The sequence below is a fragment of the Comamonas sp. AG1104 genome, assembly GCF_003350425.1.
In the GTDB taxonomy this organism is placed as follows: domain Bacteria; phylum Pseudomonadota; class Gammaproteobacteria; order Burkholderiales; family Burkholderiaceae_C; genus Comamonas; species Comamonas testosteroni.
On record NZ_QQAS01000003.1, the window covers coordinates 452412 to 467530 of the forward strand.

Genomic DNA, 15119 nt, shown 5'->3' on the forward strand with positions numbered 1-15119 from the left:
TCAGTACGTGGCCTTGATCAGATCTGCAGCCTTCTCGGCAATCATGATGGTCGGCGCATTCGTATTGCCGCTCACGATGCGCGGCATGAGCGAGGCATCGACCACGCGCAGCCCCTGCACACCATGCACCAGCAAGCGGGCATCGACCACATCCTTAGCGCCTGGCCCCATGCGGCAGCTTCCCACGGGGTGATAGATGGTGTCGGCGTAACGGCGGATGAACTGCTCGATCTCCTCGTCGCTGCGCGCGCCTGCCGAATACTCCAGCTCCCGCCCCTCGAAGCGGGCCAAGGCCGGCTGATCGAGAATTTCGCGCATGCGGCGTACGCCGTGCACCATGCGCTGCATGTCCTCGGCCTCGGCAAAGAACGCCGGGTCTATGAGAGGCATGGTGCCCGCATCGGCAGAGGCGAGCTTCACGCTGCCCCGACTCCTTGGCTGCAGCAGGCAGACATGGCAGGAGTAGCCATGGCCCAACAAGGTCTTGCGGCCATGATCGACCAGTTTGCCCACCACAAAATGCAGCTGCAGATCGGGCACCGGCTCCTGGGGCCGGCTGCGGATAAAGCCGCCGGCTTCGGCGAAATTGCTGGTCAGCAGGCCCCGGCGCTCATGGCGCCAGCGACCCATGCCCTGCCAGACATTCCTGAGACCGGCGAGCGAAATGCCGAAGCTGTCCTTGAGCTGCGGGCCGTCCACCACCTGCACCACATCGGGATGGTCGTGCAGATGCTCACCCACTCCCGGCAGGTGGTGGACGACATCGATGCCCAGCTGCTGCAGATGCTCCCCCGGCCCTATGCCCGAGAGCATCAGCAGCTGCGGCGACTGCAGTGCGCCGGCACAGAGCAGGACCTCGCGCCGGCAGAGCAGCTTTCTGGCATGACCCCCCTGCACGTATTCCACGCCGACAGCCTTGCGCCCGTCCATCAGGATCCGCCGCACCTGGGCTGCGGTGATGATTTCCAGATTGGACCGGCTGCCGCGCACCGGCATCAGATAAGCCTTGGCCGCACTGCAGCGCTCGCCCTTGTGGTGCGTGACCTGATACAGACCCACGCCCTCCTGAGCTGTGCCGTTGAAGTCCGGATTGTGCGCATGACCGGCCTGCACGCCTGCGCGCACAAAGGCCTGCGCCAGCGGATTCGGGTCGCAGAGATCACTGACATGCAAAGGGCCGCTTGCGCCATGCAGCACATCTGCACCGCGCGCATTGCATTCGGCCTTCAGAAAATAGGGCAGAACATCGCTCCAGCCCCAGCCTGGATTGCCCTGAGCGCTCCAATATTCGTAGTCCGTAGGCTGGCCGCGCAGATAGATCATGGCATTGATGGAGCTGGAGCCGCCCAGCACCTTGCCGCGCGGCTGGTAGCCCCGCCGACCATTGAGGCCGGCCTGCGGCACTGTGCTCATGGCCCAGTTGAAGTTTTTCTGCTTGGCCATCAGCGCCAGCCCTGCCGGGCAGTGGATGAGCACGCTTTTGTCTTCGCCACCGGCCTCCAGCAAGGTCACGCTGACCTGCGGGTTCTCGCTGAGCCTGGCTGCCAGCACCGCACCAGCGGAGCCGCCTCCCACTACCAGATAGTCACGCATGTCCGCACTCCTTTTGCTGCGAATTCTGACCAGAGGTCTGCAGCGGCGAAACGCGGAAAAACACGGTCGTGCGAAAAAAACACTGTCATCGTGATGACTCTTAACACGCCAACCATGCCCGACTAGGGTCAAACCCGGTCAGAACCGGGATAACATTTTCCTGTTCAACCGCACTTATCTGAATGGAGACAAAAAGATGGCAATCCAAACCGTAGGCATCATCGGCGCCGGCACCATGGGCAACGGCATCGCGCAGGCTTGCGCCGTGTCGGGCATCGACGTGGTGATGGTGGACATCTCCGAGGCCGCCGTGCAAAAAGGCCTGGCCACCGTGGCCGGCAGCCTGGACCGCCTGATCAAGAAGGAAAAGATCAGCGAAGCCGACAAGAGCGCAGCGCTGGCACGCATCAAGACCTCGACCAGCTACGACGATCTGAAGTCGGCACAGTTGGTGATCGAAGCCGCCACCGAGAACTACGAGCTCAAGGTCAAGATCCTCAAGCAGCTCGATACCCTGCTGGCACAGGACGTGATCGTTGCCACCAACACCTCGTCCATCTCCATCACCCAGCTGGCGGCCGCCACCCAGCGTGCCGACAAGTTCATCGGCATGCATTTCTTCAACCCCGTGCCCATGATGGCCCTGGTGGAGATCATCCGTGGCCTGCAGACCAGCGACGCCACCCACGATGCGGTCAAGGCCTTGTCGGAAAAACTGGGCAAGTCGCCCATCACCGTCAAGAACGCTCCCGGCTTTGTGGTCAACCGCATTCTGGTGCCCATGATCAACGAGGCCTTCCAGGTGCTCAGCGAAGGCACGGCCTCGGCCGAGGACATCGACGCCGGCATGAAACTGGGCTGCAACCAGCCCATTGGCCCGCTGGCCCTGGCCGACATGATCGGTCTGGACGTGTGCCTGGCCGTGATGGAGGTCTACCTCAAGGAGTTCGGCGACAGCAAATACCGTCCCTGCTTCCTGCTGCGCGAAATGGTGGCCGCCGGCCGTCTGGGCCGCAAGACCGGCCAGGGCGTCTACACCTACTGATCTACGGTCGCTGGCTCGGTCAGGAAGCGAGGGCCAGCAAGGCCCACTCGCACTACTCCCGAACCTCTGCCAGCAGCCGACGCACAGCCATCGCCAGAGCCTGAGGCTCGCTGACCCAGAAATGGGTTGTTGCGCCCAGTCTTTGCGCCGCTTGCTTTAAGGTCTCCAGCACCCGCTCAGGCTGGGTGCTGGTCACGCGCACCTGGGCTGCGCCTCGGTAGCCCTGCGCCACCTGCAACTGCTCACCGGGCCAAAGGCTTAGCCGCAGCTCATCCTGCAATAGCTCAATGTCGATGGGTGGCTGCATCGCACGCTTGCCTTTTTGTCTGGGCAACTCAGGCAGCACCAACCGCGCGCTCACCTGCAGCTCAGCAGTATCCAAGGCCCCGACCGTCGCCCCCTGGCGATACGCGAGCACCGCAAGCCGCTTACGCCGGCTCAGGCCTGAGATCAGCACACAATCTGCAGCCACAGTCACTTCGGCCTCGGTCACCATCTGGGCAAAATGCGCTGCTTTCTTCTGCGCCACCACAGGGTCACCATCCCAGAACTGCAGCACCAGCCTCGGCGTCTGATGAATTTGCGCACCGAGCCGCTTCATCACCTCCAGCATGTTCTCGCTGCTGACAATATCAGAGTGCACTTCAACGGCCAGAGGGCGCCCATCAGCCAAAGATTCCAGCTTGCGCTTGCAAGCCTCCAGCTCGCCCTCTTGCCCCATCAGGCCCATGGCCAGCAACAGCGTATCGCCATAAACAAACGGCCGGGCCTGGAATTCATCAGCCCACTCGACTGCAGCGAGCTTGAGGGCTTCAGCTGCACCGGCGGTGCGCACTGCCGCCAGCAGCGTCACCTCATGGCTGTGTATGCCACCGGACCTCGACGCTGCACCCTGCTTCCAGGCCAGCGCCCGCAGCTCGGGGAACTGGTCTTCCAGACCGTAGCCCATTGCCAGCACCGATCGGCCAATGGCCAGCAAATCGCGCGGCATCTCGCCATAGGCCAGCCCCGGCCCGGCCACGGCCTGCGCCTGAAAGAGCTGCTGCCATTCAGGTGCATAGTCTGCTTCCGGCCTCCAGGCTGGCAGCAGCTGCGCCAGATAGCTGTTGGCATCGCTAATGGTGTCGAACTTGGCCACCATCACACATTCGCCACTGTTATTGCCCGAAAACGCCTGCCACACCCGTATGGATGGCGCCGCGGCATGGGCGCGCTGCGCTTGCGGCACGCCAGCCCGTTTGCGGCCCGCACAGCCATGACGCAAACTGGGCTGGGCCAGACGCGAGCGCTGATGCTGCCAGCCCGCCAGAATCTCCTGCGCATTGCGCGCGGGCAGGCCGCCATCGTGGAACGAGCAACCCTGCATGCGCTGATCAGGAGTGATGGACACAAAATCCACGCCCGCGCCGCAGTCCCCGCTACCGTCCGCTCCATCAAACAAGCGAGGCAATGGAACGGTATCGCCAAAGCACACAGAAAGGCGGCAAGGCAGTGGAGCATCCTGCACCATGGCCGCCAGTTGCAGCCGCCCCTCAGCCGTCAAATGCCTGCGCATATCGGCACCGATATACGAGAGCAGCGACACATCGTGGCAACCCAGTGCCGCCAACTCCCCCAGCAGACTGGGCAGCATAGTCAGCACTGCCGCATCGACCAGCAGATTAGCGCCCCATCTTTGCCCATAGCTGGACAAAACCTGCGCCGTATCGCGCCAGCGCGGGTCGTCATAAAGAGAGATGCGCACCTGCCCCAAGCGGCCCGCATACGCCGCAAAGCTGCCTGGGCGAATCAGCAGGCCATTGGTGGTGACATTCAGCGCCAGCGGCGTGGTTTCATGCAACTGCTGAACCAGATCGGCAAAGCCGCGAAAGACAAAAGGCTCGCCGCCGCCAAACGCAACCTCCAACACACCGGCTGCGCTCAGGTCTTGCAGCACCTGCGCGGCGGAATCGACCGTCCATGCGCTCTCGCGCTGCACATCGCGTGAGCAGAAGTCACAGCCCAGATTGCATTTATTGGTAATGCCAAACATGGCCACCCGGGGTGCCACGCGCTGCAGATGCCGGGTTTCAGCGTTTTCAATGCGGATGCTGGTGCCGCTTTCCGGGTGGAAACGCAGCAGCGCGCCATCCAGCGGGTAGTCTCTGAACAGTTGACGGTGCGGCGCTTCTGGCATCTTTTTTCCAATTCGTGGGATCACGCCCAAAGCATAGCTGCGTGCAAGGCGCTGGCGTTAACACCTAGCTCTGCAAGCGATGACTCGTCCTGTATGCGACTGCTGCGGAAACCGCTGCGGTCTATTGTTTTGCGCAGGAGATTCACCATGCAAATCGACATTCCCAACCCTCCGCCCGAGGGCTGTATTTCTTGTGAAGTCCGCGGCCATGTGCTGCTGATCGGCATCAACCGCCCGGCCAAGCGCAATGGCTGGACGCCAGCCATGTTCCAGCAACTGGCCCAGGCTTATACAAGGCTGGACGACGACCCGGAGTTGCGCGTGGGCCTGCTCCACGCCTTTGGCGAACACTTCACGGCGGGGCTGGACCTGCCCCTGATCGCCGAGTTCATGAAGAGCGGCCAGAAAGTCATTCCACCGGGCCTGGTGGAGCCGCATGACTATGGCCTGCCCGGCTACCGCCGCCGCACCAAGCCCATGGTGGTCGCCGTCAAAGGCATCTGCTTTACCGTTGGCATCGAGCTGATGCTGGGCGCCGATATCGTCGTCGCTGCCGACAGCAGCCGCTTTGCACAGATGGAAGTACAGCGCTGCATCATGCCCACGGGCGGTGCCACGCTGCGCATGCCCGAGCGCGCCGGCGTGGGTAATGCCATGCTGCATCTGCTGACCGGCGACACGTTCGATGCAGCCGAAGCCCTGCGCTGCCACTTTGTGCAAAAAGTGGTGCCTGCGGGCCAGGAACTGGACGAGGCTTTTCGCATTGCCGAGCGCATTGCCTCACAGGCGCCGCAGGCCGTGGTGGCCACACGCCTCAATGTCCTCAAGGCCATAGAACTGGGCCAGGCCGCCGCCGTGGCCGATTTCATCCCCGTGCAGCAGCGCCTGGCCAGTAGCGAGGATGCCGCCGAAGGCGTGCGCTCCTTCGTCGAGAAACGCCCAGCACGTTTTACCGGTCATTAATTCCAACTCCAAGAGGTGATGATGAGCTTGAAGTCTTTTACGCGAAAAACGCTTGTGCCACTTGCGCTGACAGCTATGGTTTCTGCAATCCATGCGCAGACTGCCGCACCCGCGCTGCCCGACCCGGCCAGCACCAGCGCGCAGGCCATGGGCTGGATGCAGGGCTTTCCGCCCGCTGCCGACAAGCTCATCACCTTCGACAACCCCGTGGGCAATACCTTCCCGCGCATACGCTGGACCTTCTCGCATATCCGCGAAATCACGCCCACGGCCAATGTCTGGCGCGGCCCGGGCGCTCCCAGCGCCCTGCGCTCGGCTCCGGTCGACATCGAGCAAGTGCGCTTCAAGGTCATGGGCACGGGCGAGGAGCTGACCTTTGCCCAGGCACTGGATCGCAACTACACCGACGGCATTCTGGTCATGCACAAGGGCCGCGTGATCTATGAGAAATATCTGGGTGCGCTGGAGCCGCAGCGCCCGCACCTGGCCATGTCGGTCACCAAGTCCTTTGTCGGAACCCTGGCCGCCCTGCTGGCCCACGAGGGCCTCATCAAGCCCGAAGCACCGGTGACCAACTATCTGCCCGAGATGAAGAACACCGCCTATGGCGACGCCACGGTGCGCCAGGTGATGGACATGACGATCGGCGTGAAGTACTCCGAGAACTACGCCGATCCCAAGGCCGAAGTCTGGGACTACGCCCGTGCCGGCGGCATGATGCCCCAGGGCAAGGACTATGCAGGCCCCAGGAGCTTCTACGAATTTCTGCAGACCCTGCAGAAAGAGGGCGAACATGACCAGGGCTTTGCCTACAAGACGGCCAACGCCGAGGTTCTGGCCTGGATCGTGCGCCGTGCCAGCGGCAAGCCTCTGGCCCAGCTGCTGTCCGAACGCATCTGGAGCCGAATCGGAGCGGAGCAAGACGCCTACTTCATGGTGGATCGCATAGGCACGGAATCGGGCGGCGGCGGCCTCAACACCACACTGCGCGACCTGGCCCGCTTCGGCGAGTTGATGCGCAACGAAGGCCGCGCCGCCAGCGGCCAGCAGGTGCTGCCCAGGGCCGTGGTCCAGGACATCCGCCGCGGCGCCGACCCCGCCAAGTTTGTGAAGGCTGGTTATGCCACGCTGCCCGGCTGGTCGTATCGCAATATGTGGTGGGTCTCGCACAACGCCAACGGGGCCTATATGGCGCGCGGCATTCACGGTCAGGCCATCTATATCGACCCCAAGGCCCAGATGGTGGTGGTGCGCTATGCCTCCCACCCGATTGCGGGCAATGCGGGCATAGACCCGACCAGCCTGCCCATGTACCAGGCGCTGGCCGATGCACTGACCACCCGTTAGGCACGAGACAGCTTCAGCCGCAACAGGCTCCGCTCACGGAGCCTGTTTGCATTGCTCCGAACCTCTGCACTGTCTCCTTGGTTTGGGTGATCTGCAAATTAAATTGCACGCAATTAAATTGCCTGCAATAATTAGACTCATGCGATCCGATGACAACCTTCTCCCCGACAGCTCCGAGCTGCTGCGCCTGGACAATCAGGTCTGCTTTGCGCTGTACTCGGCATCGCTGGCCATGACCAAGCTCTACAAACCCTTGCTGGATGCGATAGGCCTGACTTACCCTCAGTACCTGGTCATGCTGGTGCTCTGGGAAGGCGACCAGCTCACGGTCTCGGAACTGGGTGAGCGCCTTTATCTGGATTCAGGCACGCTGACGCCCTTGCTCAAGCGACTGGAGAGCGCAGGCCTGCTGGCACGTCAGCGCGATGCACAGGACGAGCGCCGTGTGCGCATCGCCCTCACGGATACCGGCCGGGCATTGCGCGCCGAGGCCGAAAAAATACCTGCCTGCGTGCTTCAGAGCACCCAGTGCACCCTGCCCGAACTGCAGGCTCTTACGGGCCAACTCAGCACACTGCGCGCACGGCTGGCACCGCGCCGCAGCCACTCCGGCTGATACCGGAGTGACGATTTCCTCCACCCGCCTGCACTGCCGGGCAATCTCGCAAAGGAAGACACCATGGCCCAACTCGACAAGGTTCTCTACACCGCCCACGCCCACACCACCGGCGGCCGCGAAGGCAATTCGCGCACCGATGATGGCCGCCTGGACATCCAGCTGAGCTCGCCCGGCGGCGCCGGCAAGGGCACCAACCCCGAGCAGCTGTTTGCCGCCGGCTACTCCGCCTGCTTTATCGGCGCCATGAAGGCCGTCGCCGCTCGCCAGAAGATCACCCTGCCTGCCGACCTGTCGGTAGACGCAGAAGTCGATCTAGGCCCCGTGGGTGAAGTGTTCGGCATTGCCGTGCGCATGAAGATCAGCCTGCCCGGCATGGACAAGGCTGCAGCCCAGCAACTGGTGGACGCCGCTCACCAGGTCTGCCCCTACTCCAACGCCACGCGCGGCAATATCGGCGTGACGCTGACCATCGCCTAAAGCGGCTCAGGCCACAGAGCACCGGGCGCAGCCACATAGCGCCCGGTGTCCAGTTCGAAGACGCCTTCAATCGTCAGCGGCCCGGCAATATCTGCCGCCGCATAGCGGGCCAGCGCCAGCTGCTTCACCTCTAAAACCGGCAAGTCCCGGGTCAGTGCCAGCAACTTGTCCACAGTCTCTCGCAGCGGAAGCCTTCTCGCATAGTGGCCCAGGGTCACATGAGGCACATAGCGCCAGCCCGGCGCGGGCTCCACGGGCACCAGTGCCGTATGCAGGTGCTGCAGGCATTCCTGACCCTGACCTACGCCCAGATAAGGCACGGTGGTAAAGCTGCCAGCCCCCGCGATCTCCACGGCAAAAGGGCTCAGCCGCAGGCTTTGCAGCATGGCGACATCGGCGCGCAGCGCCAGCCGGTCATATTCCCGCGCCGCATGCTCGTCCCCTCCCCCGCACAGCCCTCTATAGGCCAGCGTGATATGCGGCTGGCGCGCATTGCGCGGCAGCAGGGCATCACCGAGCCTGGACCTGGCCTGCTGCAGCACAGACTCCAGACCATGGCCTTGCAGCATCACCACCCAGACCGCACACCAGGGGCAGCCCTGATGCCACTCGGCAAAATCCCGGTCCTCGCAGGGCTGTGAAAGTGCTTCGCTCTCTTGCATGCGGGCAGTGTGCCAGCTTAGGCGACATGCACGGCGCCCGCTCGGTTTTCCAGGGATTTCCGGCCGCCAACATCCGCCAGAGAAACGGCAGCAGCTATCAAATCAAAAGCAATTTTGCTGACGCATGTGCCATGTCATCCGGTTCGCAAGAGCCTGTTTGAGCCCGACAATGCGGGGATGAGCGATACCCAAGACCCTTCTCACCCCTATGCGGACCTCACGCCGGACTGCGTGATCGATGCGCTGTGCAGCACGGGCCTTGTGCCGGACGGGCGGCTGACGGCGCTGAGCTCCTATGAAAACCGCGTCTATCTGGCCCACCAGGACGAGGGCGACAAGGTCGTCGCCAAGTTCTACCGCCCAGGCCGCTGGAGCCGTGCCCAGATCGAGGAAGAACATGCCTTCTCCCAGGAGCTGGCGGCTGGCGAGGTTCCCGTGGTGGCGCCGCTGGCGCTGCAAGGTCAGACCGTGCATGAGCATGCGGGCTTTCTGTTCAGCATCAGCCCCTGGCGCGGCGGGCGCCGCCCCGAGCTGGACGACTGGGAGGTGCTGGAATGGATAGGCCGTTTTCTGGCCCGTATCCACACCGTGGGGGCCGCCCAGCCCTTCACGCATCGCCCGGCGCTGAACCTGAAAAGCTTTGGCTACGAATCCATGCACTATCTGCTCGAACATGAGGTCGTCGCGCTCGAAGTGCGCAGCCGCTGGCAGCAGGCCTGCGACAAAGCTCTTTCATTGATAGCACCATCCGCAGATGGGTTAAGCGCTGCAGGCCATTTTGGCTTGCATTCTGCGACGCAGATTCGGTTGCATGGCGACTGCCACCCGGGAAACATTCTCTGGACGCCGCTGGATGACGAAGGCCACGGCGGCCCGCATTTTGTCGATCTCGACGATGCACGCAGCGGTCCTGCCGTGCAGGATCTGTGGATGCTGCTCTCGGGCGACCGGAGCCAGCAGACCCAGCAGCTGTCGGCCCTGCTCGAAGGCTATGAGCAGTTCCGCAGCTTCGACCGGCGCGAGCTGGCACTGATCGAGCCGCTGCGCACTCTGCGCCTGCTGCATTACAGCGCCTGGCTGGCACGCCGCTGGCAGGACCCGATCTTTGCCATCAACTTCCCCTGGTTTGGCAGCACCGACTACTGGCAGGGCCAGGTGGGCATGCTCAACGAACAGATCGAAGCCATGCAGCAGGAGCCGCTCTACGCCTAGGGCGGTCCATACCGGCAAAGAGCTAGCAGCGCCCTTGCAAGCGGCATTCGGGCACGAGCTGCCCGCGTGCATCGCGCCATTGCACGGCATCGCCGCTCTGCGCGGGCTGCGCCTGCGGTGCCTGCGGTGCCTGCGGTGCCTGCGGGCGGTTGGGATCATGCAGCACGGTGGAGGATCCCACCCCGACACCCACACTGGCACCACCCACCCCGGTGGAAGCGCCAACGCCGGCACTGCCCAGCACCTGCCCGCGCTGGTTGACGCCTACGCCTACACCGACAGGCCCGACACCCGTGCCGACGCCTGCGCTGAGACCACCGCTGCCAAGACCTACGCCCACGGAAAACGGCCCCACCGGGATCCCGACGCCCACTCCGGCCCCGACGGAGCCGCAGGCGGGCAAGACCAGCACCAGAGCAGCGGCGCAGACCGCGCTCAGGATTCTGTGATGACCGGGCTTGATGGTGACTGGCATGGAATTCATCTCACTGACTCTCACTGACGTTTGACAGCCGCATTGTCACCGGCCGTGCCCGCAAAAAGGTTATCAATCAGTAGCTCAACCAGTGGCTTGAGGGCCAGCTTCTGCGAGCCCTCGGAGGCCAGCAGGTTGTTGTGCACCAGCGCCATCCAGAACGGGCTGGCCAGCAGCTGGGCACTGCGGCTGACCGAGCGGGTCCTGAGCTCCCCCTCTTTCACAGCCAGCGCCAGCAAATCCTGCACATAGTTCTGCCAGGCATCAAAAGCCAGCTCCTTGTACAGTCGGGCCAGCTCGGGCGCATGCCGTGCCTCGCTCAGAACCAGGCGTGCCAGCATGCCGCGCTCGCTGCTGTCCACGGCCTCCAGCGTCGGCAGCAGACTGCGGCGCAGCAAGGCGCGCACCGTCTCGCCCTTGCGGCGCCTGAGCGGCTGGTAGACGGCCGAATGCCGCAGCGCGTGCTCTACCACGCCCCGCAACAGCTCATCCTTGGATGGGTAGTAGAGATACAGCGTGCCCTTGGCCACCTGCGCGCGGCAGGCAATGCGCTCCATGGTGCTACGGGTCACACCACACTCCACGAACTCGGCCAGCGCGGCCTCCGCAATCTGCTGACGCGTCTGCGCCGTCTTGTCGAGACTAGGGCCACGCGTGCGCCGCTGACGCTTTGCCTGCGTGCCGATATCCGGGTCTGCACAAGGGGCAGCCGCCGCACCATCCGCCATGCGCTGAAATCCTTTTCTAGAATTCATAAAATTGACCAAATAGTCATTTTTAATAATTCTAGGTCAAGCCGACTTGCCCACACCGGACATGCGGATGACTGCCCCACCAAAGCTTTCCCAATGCAATCCCGTCTGAGTCCCTATGCCTGGGTGTGCTTTTCCATGTGCGTCGGCGTCATGGGAACGGCGCTTGCCAGCCCGCTCTACCCGCTCTACCAGCAGGCCTGGGGGCTGCAGCCCAGCCATATCACGCAGATTTTCGTGACCTATATGTTGGGCGCCTTGATCAGCCTGCTGTTTCTGGGCCGTCTGACCAACCTCTTCGGTTTTCTCAAAGTGCTGCGCCTGGGACTGATGGTGATGACCGTGGGCGTCATCGGCTCAGCCCTGTCCTGGAATGCCTGGAGCCTGGGCGCTTCCCGCTTCATCATCGGCCTGGCCTCGGGGTTGATCACCACCTCGGCCTCCATAGGCATGACCCAGCTCAACAACAAGGGCGACCTGCAGCGTGCGGCGGCAACCACCAGCCTGACGATTGCCTTCGGCTTCGGCCTGGGGCCCGTGGTGGGCGGCCTGATGGCGCAATGGGTGCCATTCCCCCTGATCAGCAGCTATCTGCCGCCCATCGCACTGAGCTTTCTGGGCATCCATGCGCTGTTCAAGATCCAGCTACCAGCGGCCAGCACGCCCGCCCACAGCGCGCCAGGCCTGACGCTGAAAGATGTACTTCCCAGCATCTCCCAGCCGCGCAAGCCTTTTCTCTACCACTATGCGCTGGGCTGCATGGCGGCGTTTTCCGCCTTCGGCATGTTCAGCCTGTTTGCCGCCATGGCCCCCAGCTTCATGGCCCAGATGCTGCCCTGGCATGGACCTGCAGTCTCGGGCCTGTCCATCGGCGTCATCCTGTTTCTGTCGGCCGGCATCCAGCTCATCGCCCGGCCCTATCCCACCAAGCGGCTGATCATCATCGGCTTCTTCGCCCTGGCGGCGACCAATGCCCTGCTGGTTCTCAATCTGTTTGCCGGCTCGCCATGGTTGTTCGCACTGAGTGTGCTGAGCATGTCCTGCGGTCATGCACTGTGCAATCTCTCGGGCATGGCCGTGGTCAACAAGGTCTCCAAGCCCGCCAACCGCACAGGCCTGCTTTCCACCTATCTGGTCGTGGGCTATGTAGGCACCATCGTCCCCATTCTGGGCATGGGCTGGCTGTCCGACCATATCGGGCTGACGGGCGCACTGATAGGCTTTTGCGCCTGCCTAGGCCTGCTGTCGGCCCTGCTGGGCGTCATCAGCGCAAGAGCACGCGTGCTGCCCGTTCCGCGCCAGTAAGCCCGGCTATCTGAAATGCGGGCCGGCTCCCTGCGCCGCCAGACAGTCATGGTCGTTGCGCAACGGGCAGGCCTGCAGAGACAGGCAGCCGCAGCCTATGCAGGAGTCAAGCTGATCCCTGAGCTGGGTCAGCATGGCAATGCGTGCATCGAGCTGTGCCCGCCAATGCAAGGACAGGCGACTCCAGTCGGCCTTGCCAGGCACGCGGTTGGCCGGCAGATGGGCCAGTGCCTGCGCTATCTCGGCCAGGGGCACGCCCATGCGCTGAGCCACCTTGATCACGGCCACCCGCCTCAGCACCACTCGCGCATAGCGGCGCTGGTTGCCTGCGGTGCGCGCACTCTCGATCAGGCCCTGCTTCTCATAGAAATGCAGGGCTGATACCGCCACCTCGCTGCGGCTGGCGACCTCTCCCACACTGAGATCCGGCATCCCCTCAGCCTCGGCCACCAGGCCGCTGCCGCATCCATTCATATCGCCAGCCTCTTCACACTGCACAGTCATCTCCCGCTGCTTCCCGTTGTCCCTACCTGGCCGCCATGACCGCAATCCTGTGTGGTCATACAAACCGCTTGACCTCAAGCTTAGTTGAGGTTGAACAATTCCAGCAGCTTCGGGAACAAAGGCCTACCGCTGACGGGCCCTGCCGAAGCCGCCTTGCCTGAAAGACTTTCATGGACGCCAAGCCCAGTTTCATTGCCCAAGCCCCCGCCCCGCAACCGTGCTATCTGCAGCCCGCCGGTCTCTATGACAGCCTGCCCAATGGCTACACCCATGTGGTCACCGTTCAGGAGCCGCTGCGCTGGCTCTTCGTCTCGGGCCAGGGCGGAGAAAACGTCCAGGCCGAGCTGCCAGACAGCTTTGCCCTGCAGGCTGCGCAGGCTCTTGCCAATATCAAGACCGCCCTGGCCGCCGGTGGCGCGGACATGGGCCATGTGCTCAAGCTCACCGTGCTCATCGTCGATCATTCGCTGGAGCGCTTCGAGCACTGGCAAAGCGCCGTGAGAGAGCATTGGGGCAGCGGCGAGCCCGGCGACAAACGGCCGCGCTTTCCGGCCTGCACGCTGATTCCCGTGCCCAAGCTGGCCCTGCCCGGCATGCTGATCGAGGTGGAGGCCACGGCGGCCCTGCCCATGGCGATGGGCGCCAAAGCCGCCATTCCCGCCTGACCCTGCACCTGAGCGCCTCATGAAAACCACAACACCAGCGGCCACCACAGTCCTCTCCAGAACCACCCTGCTGCTCATGGCCACGGCCTGCGGCTTGTGCGCCGGAGCCAATTATTTCAACCAGCCCTTGCTCAACTCCATGGTCCAGCATCTGCGCATCAGCGATGCCCAGGCCTCCAGCACCGTGACCATGGCCCAGGTCTCCTACGGCCTGGGACTGCTGTTTCTGGTGCCGCTGGGCGATATGCTGGAGCGCCGCCGCCTGGTTCTGACCCTGATGCTGCTGGCCGCCTGCGGCATGCTGCTGTCGGGCATCAGCGGCCTGGCCGGCAGCTTCGCGCTGCTCGCCGCCGGCACCCTGATGGCCGGCGTGTTCTCGGTGGCCGCCCAGGTACTGGTGCCCATGGCCGCCACCTTTGCCGCGCCTGGCGCCAGCGGGCGTGCCGTCGGCCTGGTCATGAGCGGCCTGCTGATCGGCATTCTGGCCTCGCGCAGCGTGGCCGGCATTCTGTCGGATCTGGGCGGCTGGAGCACCGTCTACTGGGTGGGGGCCATCAGCACTGCCTTCATGGCCGTGCTGCTGGCACGGGCCCTGCCCAAGGCGGCTCCCGCCGCTCCCGTCAGCTATGGCGAAGTCATGAAGTCCCTCGGAGACTTGCTGCTCCGGCATCCGCGCCTGCGCAGCCGTGCGCTGATTGGCGGCACCGGCTTTGCCACCGTGAGCGTACTGTTCTCCACCATGGCGCTGCTGCTGGCCGGGCCGGGCTTTGAACTCTCGGATCTGATGATCGGCCTGATCGGCATCGTGGGCATTGCCGGCGCACTGATGGCCAATGTGGCCGGACGCATGGCCGACAAGGGACTGGAGCAGTCCGCCACGCTGGCCGGCGCCATTCTGATGCTGCTGGGCTGGCTGTGCCTGTGGCTGGGCGGCAGCAGCATCTGGTGGTTTCTGCTGGGTCTGCTGGTGGTCGACGGCGCCTTGCAGGCCCTGCACATCAGCAACCAGAACGTGGTCTATGCATTGGCGCCCGAGGCCCGCTCGCGCATCAATGCCGTCTATATGACCACCTACTTTCTCGGCGCCTCCCTCGGCTCGGCACTGGGCTCGTGGGCCTGGCTGACCTATGGCTGGACCGGCACCAGCCTCATGGGTGGCCTGCTTGGCCTGCTCACCCTGGCCATGGTGCTCTGGGATCGCAGCCTGCTTGTACGTTCACGCAGTTAATCAATTTTGATAGCCGGTAGCGCCCTACCCATAAGCGATATAGCCAGAAATCATAAAAAATCCCCGCAGAGCCACCACTCTGCGGGGATTTTTATC

15 protein-coding genes are annotated in these 15119 nt (G+C 63.6%); 9 read left to right on the forward strand and 6 right to left on the reverse strand.

The genetic code is table 11. The features are described from left to right. A complete protein-coding gene (locus DFO48_RS10575; protein WP_114863338.1) occupies positions 1-1593 on the reverse strand; it encodes a GMC family oxidoreductase in 1593 nt (530 codons plus the stop codon). A 196-nt stretch (positions 1594-1789) separates the two neighbouring features. Here DFO48_RS10575 and DFO48_RS10580 point away from each other — a divergent pair, with 196 nt between their 5' ends. After that, positions 1790-2638, forward strand: a complete 849-nt coding sequence (locus tag DFO48_RS10580) for a 3-hydroxybutyryl-CoA dehydrogenase (RefSeq protein ID WP_003050821.1) — start codon at positions 1790-1792, stop codon at positions 2636-2638. Between the two features lie 52 nt (positions 2639-2690). Here the strand turns inward: DFO48_RS10580 and DFO48_RS10585 are convergent, their stop codons facing one another. Continuing rightward, the gene (locus DFO48_RS10585) at positions 2691-4814 is read right to left on the reverse strand and encodes a radical SAM protein (protein WP_114863339.1); all 2124 of its coding nucleotides are present in this window, start codon (positions 4812-4814) and stop codon (positions 2691-2693) included. A 147-nt stretch (positions 4815-4961) separates the two neighbouring features. Here DFO48_RS10585 and DFO48_RS10590 point away from each other — a divergent pair, with 147 nt between their 5' ends. The 4 genes from DFO48_RS10590 to DFO48_RS10605 all read left to right on the forward strand — a co-directional run bounded on the left by DFO48_RS10590 (position 4962) and on the right by DFO48_RS10605 (position 8220). Beyond that, entirely contained in the window at positions 4962-5777 is an 816-nt protein-coding gene (locus DFO48_RS10590) for a crotonase/enoyl-CoA hydratase family protein (protein ID WP_114863340.1), read from the forward strand. Positions 5778-5798: 21 nt separating this feature from the next. Further along, entirely contained in the window at positions 5799-7124 is a 1326-nt protein-coding gene (locus tag DFO48_RS10595) for a serine hydrolase (RefSeq protein ID WP_199406979.1), read from the forward strand. A gap of 139 nt (positions 7125-7263) precedes the next feature. Next, positions 7264-7740 carry a MarR family winged helix-turn-helix transcriptional regulator gene (locus DFO48_RS10600; RefSeq protein ID WP_114863342.1) on the forward strand — a complete coding sequence of 159 codons (477 nt, stop codon included), beginning with the start codon at positions 7264-7266 and terminating at the stop codon, positions 7738-7740. A 63-nt stretch (positions 7741-7803) separates the two neighbouring features. Then, complete coding sequence (locus DFO48_RS10605) at positions 7804-8220, forward strand: organic hydroperoxide resistance protein (protein ID WP_003073596.1); 417 nt, start codon at positions 7804-7806, stop codon at positions 8218-8220. Here the strand turns inward: DFO48_RS10605 and DFO48_RS10610 are convergent. Next, positions 8217-8882, reverse strand: a complete 666-nt coding sequence (locus tag DFO48_RS10610) for a 2'-5' RNA ligase family protein (protein ID WP_114863343.1) — start codon at positions 8880-8882, stop codon at positions 8217-8219. The genes DFO48_RS10605 and DFO48_RS10610 overlap by 4 nt on opposite strands. A 177-nt stretch (positions 8883-9059) precedes the next feature. Here DFO48_RS10610 and DFO48_RS10615 point away from each other — a divergent pair, with 177 nt between their 5' ends. Then, entirely contained in the window at positions 9060-10094 is a 1035-nt protein-coding gene (locus DFO48_RS10615) for a serine/threonine protein kinase (protein WP_114863520.1), read from the forward strand. Positions 10095-10116: 22 nt separating this feature from the next. On the opposite strand, the gene DFO48_RS10620 is transcribed toward DFO48_RS10615, so the two are convergent. Next, positions 10117-10578, reverse strand: a complete 462-nt coding sequence (locus DFO48_RS10620) for a hypothetical protein (protein WP_114863344.1) — start codon at positions 10576-10578, stop codon at positions 10117-10119. An 11-nt stretch (positions 10579-10589) separates the two neighbouring features. Beyond that, positions 10590-11297 carry a TetR/AcrR family transcriptional regulator gene (locus tag DFO48_RS10625; RefSeq protein ID WP_003073603.1) on the reverse strand — a complete coding sequence of 236 codons (708 nt, stop codon included), beginning with the start codon at positions 11295-11297 and terminating at the stop codon, positions 10590-10592. 120 nt (positions 11298-11417) lie between these two features. Between DFO48_RS10625 and DFO48_RS10630 the strand changes: the two genes are divergently transcribed. Continuing rightward, on the forward strand, positions 11418-12626 hold the full coding sequence (locus DFO48_RS10630) for an MFS transporter (RefSeq protein WP_114863345.1): 1209 nt from the start codon (positions 11418-11420) through the stop codon (positions 12624-12626). Positions 12627-12632: 6 nt separating this feature from the next. On the opposite strand, the gene soxR is transcribed toward DFO48_RS10630, so the two are convergent. Then, on the reverse strand, positions 12633-13100 hold the full coding sequence (soxR, locus tag DFO48_RS10635; protein WP_114863521.1) for a redox-sensitive transcriptional activator SoxR: 468 nt from the start codon (positions 13098-13100) through the stop codon (positions 12633-12635). Between the two features lie 200 nt (positions 13101-13300). Here soxR and DFO48_RS10640 point away from each other — a divergent pair, with 200 nt between their 5' ends. Further along, positions 13301-13795 (forward strand): RidA family protein, encoded by a 495-nt coding sequence (locus tag DFO48_RS10640; protein ID WP_114863346.1) that lies wholly within the window; start codon positions 13301-13303, stop codon positions 13793-13795. Positions 13796-13814: 19 nt separating this feature from the next. Beyond that, positions 13815-15023 carry an MFS transporter gene (locus DFO48_RS10645; RefSeq protein ID WP_114863347.1) on the forward strand — a complete coding sequence of 403 codons (1209 nt, stop codon included), beginning with the start codon at positions 13815-13817 and terminating at the stop codon, positions 15021-15023. Positions 15024-15119: the final 96 nt, after the last annotated feature.

Coding starts and splice junctions, on each gene's coding strand:
- DFO48_RS10575 (WP_114863338.1), bottom strand. CDS start 1,593: ATGCGTGACTATCTGGTAGTGGGAGGCGGCTCCGCTGGTGCGGTGCTG.
- DFO48_RS10580 (WP_003050821.1), top strand. CDS start 1,790: ATGGCAATCCAAACCGTAGGCATCATCGGCGCCGGCACCATGGGCAAC.
- DFO48_RS10585 (WP_114863339.1), bottom strand. CDS start 4,814: ATGCCAGAAGCGCCGCACCGTCAACTGTTCAGAGACTACCCGCTGGAT.
- DFO48_RS10590 (WP_114863340.1), top strand. CDS start 4,962: ATGCAAATCGACATTCCCAACCCTCCGCCCGAGGGCTGTATTTCTTGT.
- DFO48_RS10595 (WP_199406979.1), top strand. CDS start 5,799: ATGAGCTTGAAGTCTTTTACGCGAAAAACGCTTGTGCCACTTGCGCTG.
- DFO48_RS10600 (WP_114863342.1), top strand. CDS start 7,264: ATGCGATCCGATGACAACCTTCTCCCCGACAGCTCCGAGCTGCTGCGC.
- DFO48_RS10605 (WP_003073596.1), top strand. CDS start 7,804: ATGGCCCAACTCGACAAGGTTCTCTACACCGCCCACGCCCACACCACC.
- DFO48_RS10610 (WP_114863343.1), bottom strand. CDS start 8,882: ATGCAAGAGAGCGAAGCACTTTCACAGCCCTGCGAGGACCGGGATTTT.
- DFO48_RS10615 (WP_114863520.1), top strand. CDS start 9,060: ATGAGCGATACCCAAGACCCTTCTCACCCCTATGCGGACCTCACGCCG.
- DFO48_RS10620 (WP_114863344.1), bottom strand. CDS start 10,578: ATGAATTCCATGCCAGTCACCATCAAGCCCGGTCATCACAGAATCCTG.
- DFO48_RS10625 (WP_003073603.1), bottom strand. CDS start 11,297: ATGGCGGATGGTGCGGCGGCTGCCCCTTGTGCAGACCCGGATATCGGC.
- DFO48_RS10630 (WP_114863345.1), top strand. CDS start 11,418: ATGCAATCCCGTCTGAGTCCCTATGCCTGGGTGTGCTTTTCCATGTGC.
- soxR (WP_114863521.1), bottom strand. CDS start 13,100: ATGAATGGATGCGGCAGCGGCCTGGTGGCCGAGGCTGAGGGGATGCCG.
- DFO48_RS10640 (WP_114863346.1), top strand. CDS start 13,301: ATGGACGCCAAGCCCAGTTTCATTGCCCAAGCCCCCGCCCCGCAACCG.
- DFO48_RS10645 (WP_114863347.1), top strand. CDS start 13,815: ATGAAAACCACAACACCAGCGGCCACCACAGTCCTCTCCAGAACCACC.